This is a genomic window from Enterobacter cloacae complex sp. IR53041 (assembly GCF_049238285.1).
Classification (GTDB): domain Bacteria; phylum Pseudomonadota; class Gammaproteobacteria; order Enterobacterales; family Enterobacteriaceae; genus Enterobacter; species Enterobacter roggenkampii.
Window position 1 is genome coordinate 19,944 of the sequence record NZ_JBMKHB010000039.1, and the last position, 18,335, is coordinate 38,278.

16 protein-coding genes are annotated in these 18,335 nt (G+C 55.5%); 3 read left to right on the forward strand and 13 right to left on the reverse strand.

Annotated features, from left to right (window positions below; all coding sequences use genetic code 11):
- Window positions 1-12: 12 nt before the first annotated feature.
- From ACOTXF_RS20875 to yiaK, 4 genes are read right to left on the reverse strand one after another with little or no spacing between them, the layout of a single operon-like run.
- Window positions 13-1,332, reverse strand: a complete 1,320-nt coding sequence (locus ACOTXF_RS20875; protein ID WP_232927055.1) for an MFS transporter — start codon at window positions 1,330-1,332, stop codon at window positions 13-15.
- 43 nt (window positions 1,333-1,375) lie between these two features.
- Complete coding sequence (locus ACOTXF_RS20880) at window positions 1,376-2,302, reverse strand: DUF4862 family protein (protein WP_047745806.1); 927 nt, start codon at window positions 2,300-2,302, stop codon at window positions 1,376-1,378.
- 26 nt (window positions 2,303-2,328) lie between these two features.
- Window positions 2,329-2,796, reverse strand: coding sequence for a YhcH/YjgK/YiaL family protein (locus ACOTXF_RS20885; protein WP_023294828.1), 468 nt, complete (start codon window positions 2,794-2,796; stop codon window positions 2,329-2,331).
- Between the two features lie 10 nt (window positions 2,797-2,806).
- Window positions 2,807-3,805 (reverse strand): 3-dehydro-L-gulonate 2-dehydrogenase, encoded by a 999-nt coding sequence (yiaK, locus tag ACOTXF_RS20890; protein ID WP_021242451.1) that lies wholly within the window; start codon window positions 3,803-3,805, stop codon window positions 2,807-2,809.
- A gap of 224 nt (window positions 3,806-4,029) precedes the next feature.
- Here yiaK and yiaJ point away from each other — a divergent pair, with 224 nt between their 5' ends.
- Window positions 4,030-4,848, forward strand: coding sequence for an IclR family transcriptional regulator YiaJ (gene yiaJ / locus ACOTXF_RS20895; RefSeq protein ID WP_021242452.1), 819 nt, complete (start codon window positions 4,030-4,032; stop codon window positions 4,846-4,848).
- A 3-nt stretch (window positions 4,849-4,851) separates the two neighbouring features.
- Entirely contained in the window at window positions 4,852-5,307 is a 456-nt protein-coding gene (locus ACOTXF_RS20900; protein ID WP_021242453.1) for a 4Fe-4S dicluster domain-containing protein, read from the forward strand.
- Here ACOTXF_RS20900 and ACOTXF_RS20905 read toward each other — a convergent pair.
- The 5 genes from ACOTXF_RS20905 to ACOTXF_RS20925 all read right to left on the reverse strand — a co-directional run bounded on the left by ACOTXF_RS20905 (window position 5,291) and on the right by ACOTXF_RS20925 (window position 12,098).
- A complete protein-coding gene (locus ACOTXF_RS20905; protein ID WP_045414893.1) occupies window positions 5,291-7,009 on the reverse strand; it encodes a ShlB/FhaC/HecB family hemolysin secretion/activation protein in 1,719 nt (572 codons plus the stop codon). The genes ACOTXF_RS20900 and ACOTXF_RS20905 overlap by 17 nt on opposite strands.
- A gap of 90 nt (window positions 7,010-7,099) precedes the next feature.
- A complete protein-coding gene (locus ACOTXF_RS20910) occupies window positions 7,100-7,936 on the reverse strand; it encodes a collagen-like triple helix repeat-containing protein (RefSeq protein WP_223861891.1) in 837 nt (278 codons plus the stop codon).
- 29 nt (window positions 7,937-7,965) lie between these two features.
- A complete protein-coding gene (locus ACOTXF_RS20915) occupies window positions 7,966-8,310 on the reverse strand; it encodes a hypothetical protein (protein WP_052954092.1) in 345 nt (114 codons plus the stop codon).
- A gap of 317 nt (window positions 8,311-8,627) precedes the next feature.
- Window positions 8,628-9,884, reverse strand: coding sequence for a valine--pyruvate transaminase (gene avtA, locus ACOTXF_RS20920; RefSeq protein WP_008502740.1), 1,257 nt, complete (start codon window positions 9,882-9,884; stop codon window positions 8,628-8,630).
- 183 nt (window positions 9,885-10,067) lie between these two features.
- Window positions 10,068-12,098, reverse strand: a complete 2,031-nt coding sequence (locus tag ACOTXF_RS20925) for an alpha-amylase (RefSeq protein WP_044597350.1) — start codon at window positions 12,096-12,098, stop codon at window positions 10,068-10,070.
- A gap of 314 nt (window positions 12,099-12,412) precedes the next feature.
- Here ACOTXF_RS20925 and ACOTXF_RS20930 point away from each other — a divergent pair, with 314 nt between their 5' ends.
- Window positions 12,413-13,237, forward strand: coding sequence for a protein bax (locus ACOTXF_RS20930; protein WP_021242459.1), 825 nt, complete (start codon window positions 12,413-12,415; stop codon window positions 13,235-13,237).
- A 39-nt stretch (window positions 13,238-13,276) separates the two neighbouring features.
- Here ACOTXF_RS20930 and xylR read toward each other — a convergent pair whose 3' ends face one another.
- From xylR to xylF, 4 genes are all read right to left on the reverse strand, one after another.
- Window positions 13,277-14,455, reverse strand: coding sequence for a D-xylose utilization transcriptional activator XylR (gene xylR / locus ACOTXF_RS20935; protein WP_023345227.1), 1,179 nt, complete (start codon window positions 14,453-14,455; stop codon window positions 13,277-13,279).
- Window positions 14,456-14,488: 33 nt separating this feature from the next.
- Window positions 14,489-15,670: a xylose ABC transporter permease XylH gene (gene xylH / locus ACOTXF_RS20940; protein WP_008502744.1), complete on the reverse strand. Its 1,182-nt coding sequence runs from the start codon at window positions 15,668-15,670 to the stop codon at window positions 14,489-14,491.
- Window positions 15,648-17,189 carry a xylose ABC transporter ATP-binding protein gene (locus tag ACOTXF_RS20945; protein WP_047746317.1) on the reverse strand — a complete coding sequence of 514 codons (1,542 nt, stop codon included), beginning with the start codon at window positions 17,187-17,189 and terminating at the stop codon, window positions 15,648-15,650. Before ACOTXF_RS20945 ends, xylH begins: the two co-directional genes overlap by 23 nt.
- Before the next feature lie 72 nt (window positions 17,190-17,261).
- Window positions 17,262-18,239 (reverse strand): D-xylose ABC transporter substrate-binding protein, encoded by a 978-nt coding sequence (xylF, locus tag ACOTXF_RS20950; RefSeq protein WP_234115355.1) that lies wholly within the window; start codon window positions 18,237-18,239, stop codon window positions 17,262-17,264.
- Window positions 18,240-18,335 lie beyond the last annotated feature (96 nt).

Below are 18,335 nucleotides of genomic sequence, written 5' to 3' on the forward strand. Positions count from 1 at the left end.
GGGGTGAGGGCATCAGGCCGCACGTTTATGGGGATTTATCGTGGGATTGGGCTCTGCCCCGGCATCGCATTTCGCCGGCAACAGCAGGGCCAGCAGCGACGCCAGCGCGAGTGAAACGGCCAGGCAGTAGACGCCCGCATCTTTGCTGTACAGGGTGATCAGCACGCCAACGGCATACGGGCCGCAGAAGCCACCGAGGTTGCCCAGGGCGTTGATCACGCCGCGCGCGCCACCCGCCATCTCTGCGCTAAACAGTCTTGCCGGGATCGTCCAGAACACGCCGGCGGCGGATTGCAGGAAGAAACCGCAGCCCACCAGTGCGGCATAGGCCAGCCAGATGTTTGCTTTCAGGGCTACGGAGAGGAACATGCAGAGCGCGAAGCCAATCAACGGCAGGGAGACAAACAGTTTGCGCTTGCCGGTGCGGTCAGAAAGCGAGGAGAACAGGAACATGCCCGCAATGGCGCCGATGTAGGGCAGGATGGCGAGCATCCCCACCTGACCAATGCTGGTGTGCGTCAGCTCCTTCAGAATGGTCGGCAGCCAGAGGGTGTAACCGTAAATCCCGGTCTGATAGAAGAAATTCAGGGCGATCAGCTGCCACATGGTTTTGTCAGACAGCACCGCGCTGAGCGAGGCAATTTTCACCTTTTTTCCGGCGATGGCCTGCTGTTCAGCCGCCAGTGTTTGTACCAGATAGTTTTTCTCTGCCGCTGAGATCCAGCGGGCCTCCTGCGGACGGTCGTAGACCGTGAATGCCCAGAGCACCAGCACAACAATGGACATCAGACCTTCAATGATGAACAGCCAGCGCCAGTCAAGCGCGGTGATAATCCAGCCTGACAGCGGGGCGGTGATTATCCCGGCGATAGGTACGAACATGATCACAATCGCGTTGGCGCGACCGCGTTCGGCATCCGGGAACCAGTTGCTGATCATGGTGAGCACAACGGGTAGCATCCCGCCTTCCGCCACGCCGAGTAAGAAGCGCAGCACCAGCAGCTGGTACTGATTCGTCACGAGACCCGTGAGCACCGAGATCACTGCCCAGGCGACCAGTGGCCAGCCGATAAATTTCTTGCCGCTACCGTGCACCGCAATCTTGCCGCCGGGTACCTGCAGGAACAGATAGCCGATAAAGAATATGCCGCCCGCGAGGCCTGCCATGGTGGCGGTAATACCTAATTCTTCGTCCATCCCTCCCGGCATTGCAAACGCGATATTCACGCGGTCCATATATGAAATAATACAGGCGATAAGAATAGGAGGAATGATTCTTAGCCAGCGCTGGCGCGGAATATCCGCATGTAGAGCATGAGTAGAAATATTCATAGTTAATCTCTCAGTAGGTAACCGGAATAAACTTTTCTTATTGTTATTGCGTTGCTTTATTCATTGCGCTGATACCGTCGCGCAAAATGGCGATGCGATGGCTGACATCAGCATTAGCATTTATTTCCAGTAACTTAATACCGGAGAATTTCAACGTTGCGGCGCTCGCCGCAGTAAAGAGTGCTTTTGCACGTTCAGTGGACATCAGACTGTCGGCACAGAAGGAGGAAAATGGCGCGTGCAGATCCTGCCATTCACCGTACTCCCCGCCGGGGGTGGTGCCTGAAAACATCAGCGCACCCAGTTTCCCGGCATTAAGCGCGGCCTGAACGTGGTCAAGGGGAAGGGTGGTGTTACGGCCTTCGATGGCCGACCGCGCCCAGTTGATGCAGACGCTGATATCCGTGTCTTTCACCACCTCCAGCACCTGCTCCAGTGGCAGGAAGCCCTTGCGCGGTGCCGGGCCGTTCATGGCATCGCAGTGTTCCAGCACCAGATCGCAGTCCCAGTCCCAGCCCGCGATTTCCCGAACCGAGCGGGAAAACGCTTCTGTAGCCTGTTCGACCGAAGCATTGCCCGCCTGCGGGGCGGCCTGCATTTCCAGAGCAATCACTTTGCCTGGATAACGGGCATTCACGGCGTTAATTTTCTGGTGCAGATGCCGGTAAAAGTCCACGCACGCTTTACGCTGCGCGTCGTCAGCCGAGGCCAGGCCAAATGCGCCGTTGCTGCCGCGGCGGCGCATGGTTTCCATTACTGCCGTGACCACGATTTGCCAGTCCTCCGGGGTATGGCGGAACAGCCATTCGTCACCAAGGGGATGAAGATTTTCAAGGCAAGGCTGTTCCAGCCCGCGAATATTCGGCGTGTCAGAAAGTTCCCGCCAGAAGGTTTGTTCTTCTTGTTCCCCTTTATGGTGAAACGAGGGTGCGCAGGGGTACGCACCAATAATAAAACTGGTGTTGGTCATTTCGCGTTCCTGTATTTATCAGAAAATTAATCTAATTCGCTGATTGCCACTTTCACCACAATCTTACGAATTGTGGTTTCCTTGTTTTTAATACAGGCAGGACGGTGCACATCCTGCGGAAAAAATATGGCATAGCTGCCGGGTATCATTTCGATAAACGACTCATTTTCACTGTTGTGATAAAAAATAATATCGCGCTGTTCCAGCAATGATTCGCTTATTTCGTTATTACCGGTATCAATCGCGATACCGATTTTCTCTTCACCCCAGGCCAGGAATTGGATATCCAGATAGCGGCGATGCACTTCCGGGCGATTCTCGTGCAGATCCTTTGTTGTCAGGTCGAGAACCTGGGCAAAAATGTTGCGACCTTCAATTTCTACTACGCCTGGCTCCAGGGTGGTGAAATCCGTCGTGCGCAGAAAATGAAGGGCTTTTTCAATCGCCCGCGGCAGGCGACACGGATTTGGCTGGGAAATATGTCCGAATATCATGGCCCACTCCTTACAGAGACTGGATTTTCGCCCACACGCTGTCGTCAACCGTGATGCCGTTGCGGCGGTTCTCTTCAAGCAAACGGGTAAATTCATGCCCTGGCAGACGGATGGCGACATTTTCATCCGCGCGTTCGGCGGTGGTGATGAAGTCCATAATGCGCTGCAGTTTGGCATCGCGGGTTGGGCCATCGATCAGGCGATCCACCTCAATGGCGATGAAGATCTGCGATACGCCGTACTCGTCGCTGTTGTCCTGGGTCACTTCCGCGACGGAAGATCCGTTTGAGAGCAGGGTGGCGATCATATCGAGCACGATGGATAAGCCGGACCCTTTCCAGTAGCCCATGGGCAGAATACGGCGGTTTTTCTCGATCACGCCCGGCTCTCTGGTGAGGTGACCTTCGTCGTCAAAGCCGCCATCTACCGGCAACGCGCGCCCGGCCAGGCGGTTCACCTCCAGCATGCCGTAGGAGAACATCGACATCGACATGTCGACCATGGTGATCGGGTTCGACGGAATGGCAACGATCAGCGGGTTTGTGCCGATGCAGCACTCTTTTGATCCCCACGCGGGCATCACGGCAATCGAGTTGGTCCAGCAAATGCCGATATAGCCCTTCTCCGCCGCCTGCCAGCCGTAGCTGCCGCCGCGCATCCAGTGGTTCGCGTTACGCAGTGCCACCAGACCAATGCCGTGATCGGACGCCAGCTCGGTGGCGCGATCCATCATCTTCTTCGCCGTCAGGTTGCCAATGGAGCGCTGCGCATCCCACTGTTCGATGGCGCCTAATGTCATCACCCGTTTGGGCTGGGCGTCAGGAATGATATCCCCTGCATCAAGCTGCTGAATAAAACGCGGGAAACGGTTTACACCATGCGAATAGACGCCGGATTCCGTGGTGCGGGCAAACATCTCGGCGCAGGCGTCTGCGGTTTCCGCTTTCACGCCGCGATCGAGCAGAACCCGATTGAACGCCGCTTTCAACTCTTCGAAGGTCACTTTCATCCCTGTTCTCCTGTTCTTTTAAGGGCAAGTGTGAGTGCTTTTTTATCGCTAAATTCCACTATGCGAAATCTGATTTCAAATATAGCGATCAAATTTTGTCAGATCAACGACATTCATGTTTTTCAAAATCGATTAAAATCAATTGGTTGTGTTTTTTCTGTTGAGATCGTGAACTGACCCACACTTTGCGCTACCATCAGGGCGCGCTAAACAGGAGCCATGTAATGAGCATGAAAGAGAGCGAAATGACGCAAGAGAAAGAGAGGCCAGCAGGCAGCCAGAGCTTGTTTCGCGGCCTGATGCTGATTGAGATCCTCAGCAACTATCCGAACGGGTGCCCGCTTGCGCATTTATCGGAACTGGCGGGGCTGAACAAGAGCACCGTGCACCGCTTGCTGCAGGGGCTACAGTCGTGCGGGTACGTGACCCCGGCACCCGCCGCGGGCAGCTATCGCCTGACCACCAAATTTATCGCCGTCGGGCAAAAGGCGCTGTCGTCGCTGAATATCATTCACGTGGCCGCTCCGCACCTCGAAGCGCTGAACATTGCGACCGGCGAGACGGTGAACTTCTCCAGCCGGGAAGATGACCACGCCATCCTGATTTATAAGCTCGAACCGACAACCGGTATGCTGCGCACGCGCGCCTATATTGGCCAGCATATGCCGCTCTACTGCTCTGCGATGGGCAAGATTTACATGGCGTTTGGCCATCAGGATTACGTGGCAAGCTACTGGGAAAGCCATCAGGAACAGATCCAACCTTTGACGCGCAACACCATCACTGAACTGAGCGCCATGTATGATGAACTGGCGGAAATTCGCGATCGCAGCATGGCGATGGACAAAGAAGAGAACGAGCTGGGCGTCTCCTGTATTGCCGTGCCGGTGTTTGATATTCACGGCCGCGTTCCGTATGCGATCTCTATCTCGCTATCGACGTCGCGCATGAAGCAGGTGGGCGAGAAGAACCTGCTCAAGCCGCTGCGCGAAACGGCAGAGGCTATCTCAAAAGAGCTGGGTTTTAACGTACGCGAGGCGTAACAGATGAACCGATTTATCATGGCGGATGCGGAAAAATGCATCGGGTGCCGCACCTGTGAAGTGGCCTGTGCGGTCGCGCATCAGGATGACTTCACCGCAGAGGCTTTTACCTCTCGCCTGCGGGTGGTGAAGGGGGACGCCTACACTACGGCGGTGGGTTGCCATCAGTGCGAGGACGCCCCCTGTGCCAATGTCTGCCCAACCCATGCCATCAGCCTTACGGCAGGCGCCTGGCTTGTTGAGCAGACGCGCTGTATTGGCTGTAAAAGCTGCATGGTCGCCTGTCCGTTTGGGGCGATGCAGGTACGGCTGGTGGGAAGCAGGGCACAAGCGCTGAAATGTGATTTATGTGTGCAGCGCGAAGGCGGACCGGCCTGCGTGGAGGCCTGTCCAACCCACGCGCTGCGCTGCGTTGATCCTGCCAGTATTCGGGCTGAAAGGCTTACTGCATTTTATTGAAATTCCACGTAAACGTCAGACTGTAGCGCCAGTCTCTGTTGCGACTGTCTGTCGGAACATCCCCGACGGGTCTTGCCGCCTCAACCGTGATGCTATAGTGGCGGGTATCGCCTACCATCACGCCGGCCGCCACTGACCCGAGCCGCTGATGAGGCAAGCCGGAGGTGTTAAACCAGGTTTGCGCGGTATCGGCCAGGATGTAGGGCTGGATTGTGGCAAGCCATGTGCTCTCTTTTCGCATCTGGATATAGCGCAGTTCTACCTGCCCGCCATAGCCGTAATCACCGCTTGCTTCACTGTCCTGGTATCCACGGCCAAACCGCTGGGCACCGAAGCTAACGCGTTCGGGCTCTGGCAACGTGTTGTTTGACCAGTCCCCCTCCCAGGACGTTGATAGCCGCCACTTATCGGCAAACAGCCAGGCTGCGTCCAGATAGCTTTTCGTGAGCGTAAAATTAATATCGGGCCTGGGGGCCGAGACGATATCGGCTCCCATCGCATCCATACCCTGACGCACGTTGAGTCGGCCGCTGATGCTGGCGGTTGTGAACTGATGTGCACCGTTGATGCCCACTTCCAGCGCGGGATAACGCGCGTGCTGGTTGACGGAGTCCAGGCTATAGGTTTTGCCCAGCAGTCTGGCCTGCAGGGCATAATCATCCTGGCGGTCGGTGTAATCAAAACCGCTGGTCAGATTAATTTGTGATTTTTGCGTCAGCAGCAGGGGGTAGCCAAACGTCACACCGCCGTTGTATTGCGTTGTTTTTTGCTTCGAATCGACGCTGATATTATTCGGCAAAGAGAGCAGGGGCGAAAAATCTCGCGGATCCTCACGGTAATAGCTGCCTTTTAGCTGCATCGTCAGCCCTTCATCGTTTAAAAACTGCTGCCAGTTCAGGCCGACATAATTTTTTCGCGTGTTGCTATCTAACGGTACAAGCGTGGCCACGCCAAGCTGATCGCCATAGCTTGTCATGTTGCTGAGCGTGCCGTTCAGCATCATTAAATCTTGCCCTTTACGGGTATCAATCGTCGACGCGATATTCCAGCTCCGCTCCTGGTTGCCGGTGATTTGCATCGCCGCCGCGCCATAGATATTGGTTGGCAGCTGCGCGTTAGCCGTAACCGGAACGTTCGGGGTGCGCGTCATCAGCTGGCTGTAGCGATCGAACGTATCCTGAGACAGCGGTTTTTCCGCCATGATTTTTTCGGACAAACGTTTAAGACGTTCGGCGATGTGCGGGTTATTACTGGTGATGTCGCTATGAGCGACATAGCCTTCAACCAGAACAATTTTAATATTGCCCTGCTGGAAATTATTATCGGGCAGCCAGGCATAAGAGAGTGGAAAACCGTCGGCCTTATAGCGTTCCGTAATATCATTTACCAGCCCCGTAAGCGTTTTTAGCGGCACGGTTTTTCCAGCGTAAGGCCTGAAGGGCTGAAGTAATTCCTTCAAGGGATAACGCGTGCCGCCAATAAACTGAATATGATGAATGGTAATGGGCGTTTCAGGCGTCAGCGTTGACTTCGGTTTTTCTATTTTGACGTTCGGCTGTGGCGCGGCCTCAGTCTGTTCGGGGGCAACGTTACGAGAAACTTGCGCCGGGTTATCGGGGTTAATAATAGAGGGCAGAGTATCGGCGCGGGCCATGCTCAGCACAACCAGCCCCGTCAGCGAAAAAAGGAAGTGGTGTTTCATCGCGCTATCCCTGTTCGTCATCCCCGGTTGGGGTGAATGTCGCTGAATAAAGCGCCCCTGAACCAGGGGCGCAGACAGGCAGTAAAAGGATTACTGTTTTGGCGTCAGTAGGCTCGAGGTTAACGTGTTGAGCCCGTTAATCGGGTTTGTCGTAGATGTGTTTTGGGTTGTGCCTGCATTGGCCGTTACACCCGCAGTCAGCGTATTGAGGGTGGTATTGACCGTTGTGCTCAGGCTATTGTTTGTGGCTGTCACATTGGCATCGGCCGTCAGAGATCCTGTGCCGCTGCCTCCGGTGGTTGATGTGGGTTTCACTAGCGTACCGCTATCCGTGACCGTCTGGCCGACATTTTGAACGACCTGACCGACACCGCTAAGCCCGCTATTGCTGCTGCTAATGTTGGTCCCCACGCCGCTGACGGTGCCACCCACCTGGGTCAGCAGACCGTTAACCGGTGTGCCGAGACCCGTTGTGGTGCCTACGGTTTGCGTCACGCCTTGTACTCCGCCCAGCGTCTTGTTAGCCAGGGTCGTGGTATCGGTTGTTACCTGAGTGACAGCAGGGCTGCTTACCGTGTTGGTGAGACCCGTGCCGGTGTTACTGACCAGTTGCCCGGTACTGTTTACCACGCTGCCCGTCAGGCCGGTTACGCCGCTGACCGGAGTTCCGGAAGTGGAACTCGCCAGGCCCGTGCCTACTGTTGAAACGGTATTGCCGAGGGAGGTGACCGACGTGGTCACGCCTTTAACCGTGGTACCCACACCGTTCGGGTTGTTTGGATCGCCAACGCCAGTCGTAACGCCTGTCCCCACGGTGGACACGGCACTGCCAACGCCGCTGACGGTGGTTGAGACGGTTGACGTGACGGGATTATTTGTCGGAAGCTGGCTTCCGAGGCTATCCACAGTGGATCCGACGCTGGTCACGGTTTTACCGGCATCACCCAGTATCGTATTTACGCCTGCGGTAGTGGTTCCTCCACTGCCTCCTGAGCCTGAGCCTGAGCCTGAGCCTGAGCCTGAGCCTGAGCCTGAACCTGAACCTGATCCCGACCCTGAACCAGAACCCGTTCCGCCGCCAGCGCCTGTCCCGGTACCTGAACCCGTTCCGGTGCCCGATCCGTTGCTGCCCGAACCGCCATTGCTCGCGGTTGTGCCACTTCCATCATCTGAGCCGCTGCTGCTTCCCGTCGCAGGGTTATTTTTGGCCGTTGAGTGAGATCCGCCACCGCTTCCACTACAGGCAGAAAGAGAGAACGCGAGCAGTACCGCAACAGCAATAGCGCTGATGCGACTAACATTATTAGGTAGCATATGAATACTCCACGCAAAAGAACGCCGAGCGGCGTATTAGTGAGTATACGCAGTATTTTTAAATATGCATGAAAGCGACTCAGGAAGGTATTTTGCTGCGTTGAAGAGGGTTATTTAAAATAACAATAAGTTAGCATATTTAATTTTTGCTTAATTATTGAGAGGGTGGTTAGCGAGCCTAAATTAAAGGAATAATCCTAATAAAACTCAATGGAAATGATAAATGAAGCGCTACAGGATATATCCTTAATATAAGATTCAGATCACGGAAAAATAAGGCTCTTCATTTGAAGAGCCTTATTTTTTAACAATTGCCTTCTTGCCAGGCTTTTTCGATCTCTTCGGCGAGAATTTTAACACCCGCTTCGATTTTTTCCGGGTCGGGGACGTAGTTCATGCGCATGCACTGATGGGTATGCGGCCATGGCTTATCCAGACCCGGGAAGAAATAATCGCCCGGCACCATCAGTACGCCGCGCTTTTTCAGGCGCTGGTAAAGCAGCTCGGTGGTGATGGGTAAATCCTTAAACCACAGCCACAGGAAAATCGCCCCTTCCGGTTTGTGGATAAGGCAGCGTTCTTCCGGCAAATAGCGGCGAAGTGTCGCGATCGTCTCCTGAACGCGCTGGTAGTAGAAAGGCTTGATCACGTCATTCGACAGACGCAGCAGGTCCTTGCGTTTGATCATTTCGCACATCATCGCCGGGCCAATGCCGCCCGGAGAAAGGCTGATAATGCCGTTCATATTGGTGATGGCGGTGATGATTTTCTCATTGGCGATGATGATGCCGCAGCGGCTGCCCGGCAGACCCAGCTTAGAGAGGCTCATGCACAGGACAATGTTCGGGTTCCACAGCGGACGTGCTTCGCTGAAGATAATGCCTGGGAACGGCACGCCGTAGGCGTTATCGATCACCAGCGGAATACCGTGCTGATTGGCCAGCGCATCCAGCTTCATCAGTTCGTCATCGGTGATCACGTTGCCCGTTGGGTTAGTCGGGCGCGATACGCAGATCATGCCCGTCTCTTCGCCAATATGCAGGTGTTCAAAATCGACGTGATATTTGAACTGGCCTTCCGGCAGCAGCTCGATGTTCGGGCGCGCAGAGACGAACAGATCCTCTTCCAGGCCGGAATCGGCATAGCCGATATACTCCGGCGCCAGCGGGAACAGCACTTTTTTGGTGGTGCCGTCCGCGCGACGTCCTGCGAACAGGTTAAACAAGTAGAAAAACGCGCTCTGGCTGCCGTTTGTCAGTGCAATATTCTGTGGTTCGATATCCCAGCCCAGCTCGTCACGCAGCATTTCGGCGAGGAGTGCCAGCAGCTCGGTTTTCCCCTGCGGGCCGTCGTAATTGCAAAGCGCATCGGTTGCTTTGCCGCTTTCCAGCATCTGAGCGAGCAGGGTCTGGAAATAGGTATTCATCTCCGGGATTTGAGCCGGGTTTCCGCCGCCGAGCATGATTGCGCCCGGTGTGCGCAGCCCGTCGTTGAGGTCCTCCATCAGGCGAGTAATGCCTGAATGGCGGGTAAATTTGTCGCCGAAAAGTGAAAACGTCATAGCAGGTGATCTGTCGAGCTTATTTTGAAAGTGGGTAACCATAACGCTAGCACCGTGTTGGTGCAAATCGGGTGGTGTGGTCGGATTTGTGGTTTTATAGGGCGGGAGTGGATTTGTGTAGTGAATAGTTCTGGAGCTTCTCCCCTCTCCCCATGGGGAGAGGGTTAGGGTGAGGGGTATGATCTACTGATTCCCCGCCCAGACGACCATCACCTTATCGCCATCATGTTCACGTACGAATCCATACCCCTCTTTCAGCGACAGCGTGGTTTGCTTGCCTTCACCAATCGCCGGGTGGCGGGCGCGGAACTGACCCAGCGTTTGCCAGTGGGCGACGGTTAAGGCCTGCTTGCCCGTGACGTCCTGCCAGTTCATATCCGAGCGGGTGCCCTGCAGCGGGTCGGAGCCTGTCGGCCCGAACGGACGCTCGGACTCATCCCCGTAATAGATTTGCACGCTGCCCGGTGCCAGCAGGAGCAGCTCCGCCGCGCGCTGGCCCCCTTCGCGGAACAGACGCGTATCGTGTGATGAGAGGTAGCTCAGCACATTGAAGCTTTGCAGCTTCTCCGCCATCTGCTGCCAGGTGAGATCCATATCGGCCAGGCAATTTACCGCTTTCGCCGCCTGCTCCTGATAATCAAAGTTGATCATCGCGTCGAAGCCGTGGCGGTAATAATCGCTCTGCATCACTCCGTGACCCCAGGATTCGCCGGTCATCCAGAACGGTGCGTTGTCGAGCTTTTTGTCCGGGTGAGCGCCTTTCCAGGCGGCCAGCGCCTGGCTTGCCTGGTCTTTCAGCTGCTGCCAGGCCGCAAGCTCAACGTGCTTCGCGGTATCCACGCGGAAACCGTCGATGCCGTAGTCACGTACCCACTGGCTGAGCCAGTGGGTCAGGTAATCGCGCGGGGTATAGCCCGGAATGGCTTTCGCGTGGGTATCGGGTTTGTGTTGATAGAAATTGGGTAGCCCGGAAGGAGCGGTGGATTCCGTTTTCAGGTCGGGCAGGAACGCCAGCGACATCGTTAAATCGTCGAAGCCGGGGTTGTCGTAATCACCGATGTCGGTGCGGATCCATTTCTTGCCCCACCATTTTTCCCATGCGGCTTTGTCGCTGAAGTTGATGTAGTCATTGAAGCTATGCCAGGTCTGGCCTGCGCCAGGCTTCCAGTCCGTCCAGTGGTCTCCCAGCGTCTTTTTCAGCTCATCACCCTGCAGGTACAGGGCGCCAAACTGATACGCCTGCATGTCCGCAAGCGTCGCGTAGCCCGTGTGGTTCATGACGATATCAAACAGGATGCGAATGCCGCGCTTATGCGCTTCATCAACAAGCTGACGCAGGTCATCCCCGGTGCCCATGTTGGCGTCGAGCGTTGTCCAGTCCTGGGTGTAGTAGCCGTGGTAGGCATAATGCGGGAAATCACCTTTGGTGCCGCCGCCTACCCAGCCGTGGATCTGCTCAAGCGGGGAGCTTATCCAGAGCGCATTCACCCCCAGCTGCTGCAGGTAATCGAGCTTGCTGGTCAGTCCCTTGAGATCCCCGCCGTGGAACGTACCAATCTCCTGCATGCCGTCTTTGTGGCGGCCGTAACTGTTGTCGTTGCTCGGGTCACCATTCACATAGCGGTCAGTCAGTACAAAATAGACGGTGGCGTTTTGCCAGCTAAACGGCGCAGGCCTGTCGGTTTCGGCGCGCTCAAGCAGCAGCAGGCCGTTACTGTTGGCGGCTGGCTGCAGGGTGATTTTTCCACCTTGTACGGTCACCGTCTGTTTACTGTAGAAATCGCGCACGACGGAGCCTTCCGGGAAGGTATGGCTGACGTCCAGCGTCAGCGGCTTACCGTCCCACTTCGGACACTGGCGGATAACGTTGGCCACCGGCTGTTCTGTCGCGCTCTGAACCGCCAGCAGCAGGGTGGGCGTGCCGGAGCGGGTATCGATTCGCATCTGGTATTCACCGTCGCGGAAAAGACGCCACTGCGGCGGTGTGCCGTCACAGGGCTTGAGCGACAGCATCTCATTGAGTTTTATCGCGCCTGTGGGCTGCCAGCACGTCTTGTCAAAACTGAGCGTAAGAGGACGCGTACCCTTCGCAAGCTTTGCCTGGCTGGTGAAAATTCCGGTGCCTTCGGCGCGAAATGCGTCAAACCCCGGCGATGACCAGTCGGCATGTGCCAGTGCGGGTAACATCAGAAAGGCTATTGCGGTGCGTTTCATTCCAGGTTCCTGTCGCGGCATTTTTGACCAGTTTGCCAGCAGGCGGGCGGGAAAAACTCATCCCCTGTCGCTTTCTGCCAGGAGGATGCGTGAGGATGAGTGATCTTGCGCAAAATTAGGCAGTTATCTGCGATAACGCACACATTTTTCCAGAAATGATGTTTTTATGAGCAAGTTTCAGGTGACATAGTTTCGGAATTGGACTATTTCTATACGTGCTCTTGAAGTCTATTTTTGATATGATTTGAGATTCCGCTCTCAAATTTGTGAAAAAAATAAGGTGTTGGGATGATTACATCCGACCAGGAGACCTAATGATATCGACTCCCATTCGACGATATGGGGCTGCGATACTCATGTTACTCACCACGGCATTTTCGGGTGGGGTGCTTGCGAAGACGCACACGGATACAACGAGTAAGAAAGCCCACGTAATAAAGACGACAAGTAGTAAGGTTAGCAGTAAACAAGAGTATTCTCGCAATAGTGCAAAGAGTAGTTCACTTCCTGATTTGCGAAAATACCCTTCCGGAACACCAAGGAAAAAAGCGTTTCTCCGGACGGTAATGCCTTACATCACGAGTCAAAATGCCGCGATTACTGCGGATCGTAACTGGCTGATTTCCAAACAGTACGATAGCCGCTGGTCGCCATCCGAGCGCGCGCGTCTGAAAGATATCACGAAGCGCTACAAGCTGAGCTGGAACGGGAACACGCGTCGTGTGCCGTGGAATGCTCTCCTTGAGCGTGTGGATATCATCCCGGGCAGCATGGTTGCGACCATGGCTGCAGCCGAAAGCGGCTGGGGAACGTCTAAGCTTGCGCGTAACAACAACAACCTTTTCGGCATGAAATGCGTGAAAGGTCGTTGTACGAATGCGCCTGGCAAGGTGAAAGGCTATTCGCAGTTTGAATCCGTGAAAGATTCCGTGAACGCCTATGTGGTGAATCTGAACACGCACCCGGCCTACTCATCGTTCCGTAAATCACGCGCTCAGTTGCGTAAAGCGGACCAGGAAGTGACGGCCAGTACGATGATCCACAAGCTGAAAGGGTATTCAACGAAGGGACAGAGCTATAACAACTATCTGTTCGCCATGTACCAGGATAACCAGCGCTTAATCGCCGCCCATATGTAATCTCAAAAAAACGCCTTCCACTGGAAGGCGTTTTCTTTTCTATATCAGCACCTCGCTGTGGCGATCCCGATATTCTTTGGGCGTGGTGTCATACTCTTTGCGGAACACCGAGTAGAAATATTGCAGCGACGGGTAACCGCACATCTGCGAAATTTCGTTGATCGACAGCGACGTGGAAACGAGCAGGCTGCGTGCTTTCTCCAGCTTTTCAGCATGGATGACGGCATGAATGGTTTCGCCCACCTCTTCTTTAAAACGCTTCTCCAGATTCGAACGCGAAATGCCTACCGAATCCAGCACCTGATCGACCTTAATCCCTTTGCAGGCGTGGTTGCGAATATAGTGCATGGCCTGAATGACGGCCGGGTCGCTTAAGGAGCGATAATCGGTCGAGCGACGTTCTACGACGCGAACAGGAGGCACCAGCAGGCGCTGAAGCGGCAGAGATTCTTTATCCAGCAGACGGTGCAGCAGCTTCGCCGCCTGATAGCCCATCTGACGCGTGCCCTGGGCGACGGAGGAGAGCGCCACGCGGGACAGATAGCGGGTAAGCTCTTCGTTATCAATGCCAATCACGCACAGCTTTTCGGGCACCGGAATGTGTAAGTGTTCGCAGACCTGCAGCACGTGCCGCGCGCGGGCGTCCGTCACGGCAATAATGCCGGTTTGCGGCGGCAGCGTTTGCAGCCAGTCCGCCAGACGGTTCTGCGCGTGCTGCCAGTTTTCCGGGGCGGTTTCCAGCCCCTGATAGACCACGCCGCGATACTTCTCCTGCGCGACCAGCTGGCAAAATGCGTGCTCACGCTCAACGGCCCAGCGCTTGCCGCTGGTGGCGGGTAAACCATAAAACGCGAAGCGGTGGACGCCTTTCTCTTTTAAATGGAGAAACGCGGCTTCAACCAGGGCATGGTTATCGGTGGCAATATAGTGAACCGGCGGATAGTGTTCGGGCGAGTGGTAAGAGCCGCCGACGCCCACGATCGGCACGTCGACGTCGGTCAGCAGCTGCTCAATGACGGGGTCGTCATAGTCGGCAATGACGCCATCGCCCAGCCAGTCTTTAATGTTCTCCAGACGGGTGCGGAAATCTTCTTCAATAAAAATATCCCATTCGGATTGCGACGCCTGCAAATATTCACCCACGCCTTCTACCACCTGACGGTCATAGGCTTTGTTGGCATTGAATAACAACGTAATGCGGTGACGCTTTTCAAACATGGCTCACTTCCCAATTAAGTCACAATACCGTTATCAGGCCCGTCGCTTGGTGGCCGAGTCCATCCAGACTGCCAGTAAAAGAATGGCTCCCTTGACGATATACTGCCAAAACGTCGGGACGTCCATCATACTCATCCCGTTATCCAACGACGCCATGATAAATGCCCCCATCACCGCGCCCGCGACGCTGCCGATACCCCCTGCGAGGCTGGTACCGCCAATAACGCAGGCGGCGATAGCATCCAGCTCGGCGATGTTGCCCGCGGAGGGAGAACCGGCCCCCAGGCGCGAGCTGAGGATCAGCCCGGCGATGGCGACCATCAGGCCGTTAATGGCGAAGACCGCGAGTTTAGTGCGTTCGACGTTAATCCCCGACAAACGGGCAGCCTCAAGGTTGCCGCCGATGGCATAAATACGGCGGCCAAACGCGGTGCGCGTGGCCATAAACATACCGCCCAGCAGCAAAAGCGCCAGCAGCAGCACCGGCGTCGGAACGCCGCGATAGTCGTTAAGAAGCCAGATGGCGCCCAGCACAATGACCGCCGTCAGCGCCTGACGTCCCACCACCGAGGTTGATGCTGGCGACGCCAGCCCCAGCGCCTGACGGCGCATGCGTCCACGCCACTGCCACGCGACAAACGCCAGCAACCCGGCCACGCCGATGGTAAAGCCCACGCCATCCGGGAGATAGCTTTGACCAATCTGCGACATGGCCGCGCTGGTCGGGGAGACGGTGGTACCGTTGGTGATGCCGATTAAGATCCCGCGGAAGGCCAGCATCCCCGCCAGGGTGACAATGAACGACGGCACTTTACGGTAGGCTACCCACCAGCCGTTCCAGGCCCCCAGAACCAGACCCAGCACCAGCGTGACCGCCACGGTCAGCGGCAGCGGCCAGCCGAGCCAGACGTCAAAAATGGCCGCCACGCCACCGAGGAGCCCCATCATCGAGCCGACCGACAGATCGATTTCCGCGGAGATAATCACGAACACCATGCCCACGGCCAGGATGCCTGTGATAGCGGTCTGGCGGAGCAGGTTAGAGACGTTACGCGCGCTCAGGTACGAGCCATCCGTCATCCAGGTAAAGAAGAGCATGATGACGATAATGGCCGCGATCATCACGAACACCTGCAGGTTCAGCGCTTTTAGTCCTGCGAACGCACCGGGCGTCGGAACGGCGACTTTGATATCAGACGGATTGCTTTTCGACATGACGTTCGCTCCTTAAAGCGGCTTCCATCACCTGCTCCTGCGTCAGGTTCTGGTTAATCAGGTTGGCTTTCAGTTTTCCCTCGTGCATAACCAGCACACGGTCGCTCAGGCCGAGCACTTCGGGTAACTCAGACGAAATAACAATGACGGCAATCCCTTGCTGTACAAGCTGATTAATCAGTTTGTAGATTTCATATTTGGCGCCGATATCAATCCCGCGCGTCGGCTCATCAAGGATTAATATGCGTGGATTGAGCAGCAGGCAGCGCGCCAGAATCGCCTTCTGCTGGTTGCCGCCGCTCAGGCGGCCAATGGCCAGTTCCGGCGAGGAGGTTTTGACCTTCAGACGGGCAAGCGACTGGAGGATGCACTGCTGCTCGGCGGCATCGTCCAGGCTGCTCAGCGCGCCGGAGAAGCGATCGAGTGCCGCAAGCGTAATGTTTTTCCCCACTGCCATGACCGGCACGATGCCGTCTTTTTTGCGGTCTTCCGGCACCATAGCAATGCCGTGGGCAATCGCCTGCTGGCAGTTGTCGATTTTCACCGGCTGGCCGTCGATATAAATCGTGCCCTCCCAGCGCCCCGGCCATACGCCAAACAGACACTGTACGGCCTCCGTGCGCCCGGCGCCGACTAACCCGGCAATACCGAGAATTTCGCCGCTGTGCAGAGAAAACGAGACGTTATTGACGCGCTTAATGTGGCGGTTAACGGGGTGCCACGCGGTCAGGTTTTCCACGCGCAGCACTTCATTACCTTTGGTGTGAGGCTCATTCGGGTAGAGCGCCGTCAGCTCGCGCCCCACCATCATGGTAATGATGTCATCTTCGCTCATGCCCGCGGCTTCACGCGTGCCGATGTGTTGCCCATCGCGGATCACGCAGATGGTGTCCGAAATGGCTTTAACCTCGTTCAGCTTGTGCGAAATGTAGATACAGGCGATGCCGTGGTTTTGCAGATCGCGGATGATATTGAGCAGTACCGCGGTTTCCTGTTCGGTGAGCGAGGCCGTTGGCTCATCGAGGATCAGCAGCCTGACCTGCTTATTGAGCGCTTTAGCGATTTCAACCAGCTGCTGTTGCCCCAGGCCCAGGTCGCCCACGCGGGTATCCGGTGAAATGTGGAGGCTCACCTGCGCCAGCAGCTTTTCACAGCGGAGCGTCATGGTGTCGTAATCCAGCACGCCGTGGCGGGAGATTTCGGCTCCGAGGAAAATGTTCTCCAGCACGGTGAGATGTTTCACCAGCGCCAGTTCCTGGTGGATGATGGCGATACCTTTGCGTTCGGTATCGCGAATGTGAGTTGCCTGGATCACTTCGCCGGCAAAGACGATTTCGCCTTCGTAGCTGCCGTGCGGGTAGATCCCACACAGCACTTTCATCAGCGTTGACTTGCCTGAACCGTTCTCGCCACACAGCGAAACCACTTCGCCGGGATTTAGCCGGAGACTGACGTTGTCGACGGCTTTCACCGTGCCGAAGCGCTTGGTGATGCTTTTCATTTCAAGTAAATAAGGCATAACTGCTCCACATAACCCGAGGAAAGAACAGTGCAACGTGATGCGCCCCCGCAGAGCAGGGGCCGCGCCGGATTACAGTTCGCTCTTCTTGTGGAAACCGTCCTTAATGACGGTGGCGTCAATGTTCTCTTTATTGACTTCAATAGGGGTGAGCAGGCGAGCCGGAACGTCTTTCAGCCCGTTATTCAGCGTGGCGTCTGCTTTTGGTTGCTTACCGTTGCCCAGTTCCACGGCGATTTCCGCCGCCGTATTGGCCAACTCGGTAATCGGTTTGTAGACCGTCATGGTTTGGGTGCCGGCGATAATACGTTTTACGCCAGCCAGATCGGCATCTTGCCCTGAAATGGCGACTTTACCCGCCAGCCCCTGGGCGCTCAGGGCCTGAATCGCACCGCCTGCGGTGGCATCGTTGGAGGCCACAACCGCGTCAATTTTGTTGTTGTTGGCCGTCAGCGCGTTTTCCATAATCTTCAGGGCGTTTTCGGGTAACCATCCGTCGGCCCACTGATCGCCAACCACTTTTATTTTCCCGTTGTCGATGTACGGCTTAAGGACCTTCATTTGCCCTTCGCGGAACAGCTTGGCGTTGTTATCTACCGGCGAGCCGCCCATCAGGAAATAATTGCCCTGAGGCACTTTGTCGATCAGGCTTTGTGCCTGTAATTCGCCGACTTTTTCATTGTCGAACGAAATATAATAATCAATGTCCGCATTATTAATCATGCGGTCATAGGCCAGCACTTTTATGCCTTCTTGTTTGGCTTCTTTCACTACGTTACTTAATACCTGGCCGTTATAGGGGATAATGACCAGCACATCGACGCCGCGGTTAATCATATTCTCGATCTGCGACATTTGCGTTTCTTCGTTGCCGTTAGCTGACTGAACAAACACATTCGCACCGAGTGATTCCGCTTTTTTCACAAAAATATCGCGATCTTTTTGCCAGCGCTCCAGACGCAGGTCGTCAATCGCCATGCCAATTTTGACCTCCTTGGCATGCCCTGCAAAGCTTGCAAGGAGGAGCGTAGTGCAGAGCGTTAGGGTCAGGTTCTGGTAATGGTGCCAACTTACTGATTTAGTGTATGATGGTGTTTTTGAGGTGCGCCAGTGGCTTCTGTTTCTATCAGCTGTCCCTCCTGTTCA

Bases quoted from the DNA above. Each gene is read 5' to 3' on its own strand.
- xylH (WP_008502744.1), bottom strand. From the start codon at position 15,670: ATGTCGAAAAGCAATCCGTCTGATATCAAAGTCGCCGTTCCGACGCCC.
- ACOTXF_RS20875 (WP_232927055.1), bottom strand. From the start codon at position 1,332: ATGAATATTTCTACTCATGCTCTACATGCGGATATTCCGCGCCAGCGC.
- ACOTXF_RS20880 (WP_047745806.1), bottom strand. From the start codon at position 2,302: ATGACCAACACCAGTTTTATTATTGGTGCGTACCCCTGCGCACCCTCG.
- xylR (WP_023345227.1), bottom strand. From the start codon at position 14,455: ATGTTTGAAAAGCGTCACCGCATTACGTTGTTATTCAATGCCAACAAA.
- yiaJ (WP_021242452.1), top strand. From the start codon at position 4,030: ATGAGCATGAAAGAGAGCGAAATGACGCAAGAGAAAGAGAGGCCAGCA.
- ACOTXF_RS20885 (WP_023294828.1), bottom strand. From the start codon at position 2,796: ATGATATTCGGACATATTTCCCAGCCAAATCCGTGTCGCCTGCCGCGG.
- ACOTXF_RS20925 (WP_044597350.1), bottom strand. From the start codon at position 12,098: ATGAAACGCACCGCAATAGCCTTTCTGATGTTACCCGCACTGGCACAT.
- ACOTXF_RS20945 (WP_047746317.1), bottom strand. From the start codon at position 17,189: ATGCCTTATTTACTTGAAATGAAAAGCATCACCAAGCGCTTCGGCACG.
- yiaK (WP_021242451.1), bottom strand. From the start codon at position 3,805: ATGAAAGTGACCTTCGAAGAGTTGAAAGCGGCGTTCAATCGGGTTCTG.
- avtA (WP_008502740.1), bottom strand. From the start codon at position 9,884: ATGACGTTTTCACTTTTCGGCGACAAATTTACCCGCCATTCAGGCATT.
- ACOTXF_RS20915 (WP_052954092.1), bottom strand. From the start codon at position 8,310: ATGTTAGTCGCATCAGCGCTATTGCTGTTGCGGTACTGCTCGCGTTCT.
- ACOTXF_RS20905 (WP_045414893.1), bottom strand. From the start codon at position 7,009: ATGAAACACCACTTCCTTTTTTCGCTGACGGGGCTGGTTGTGCTGAGC.
- ACOTXF_RS20900 (WP_021242453.1), top strand. From the start codon at position 4,852: ATGAACCGATTTATCATGGCGGATGCGGAAAAATGCATCGGGTGCCGC.
- ACOTXF_RS20930 (WP_021242459.1), top strand. From the start codon at position 12,413: ATGATATCGACTCCCATTCGACGATATGGGGCTGCGATACTCATGTTA.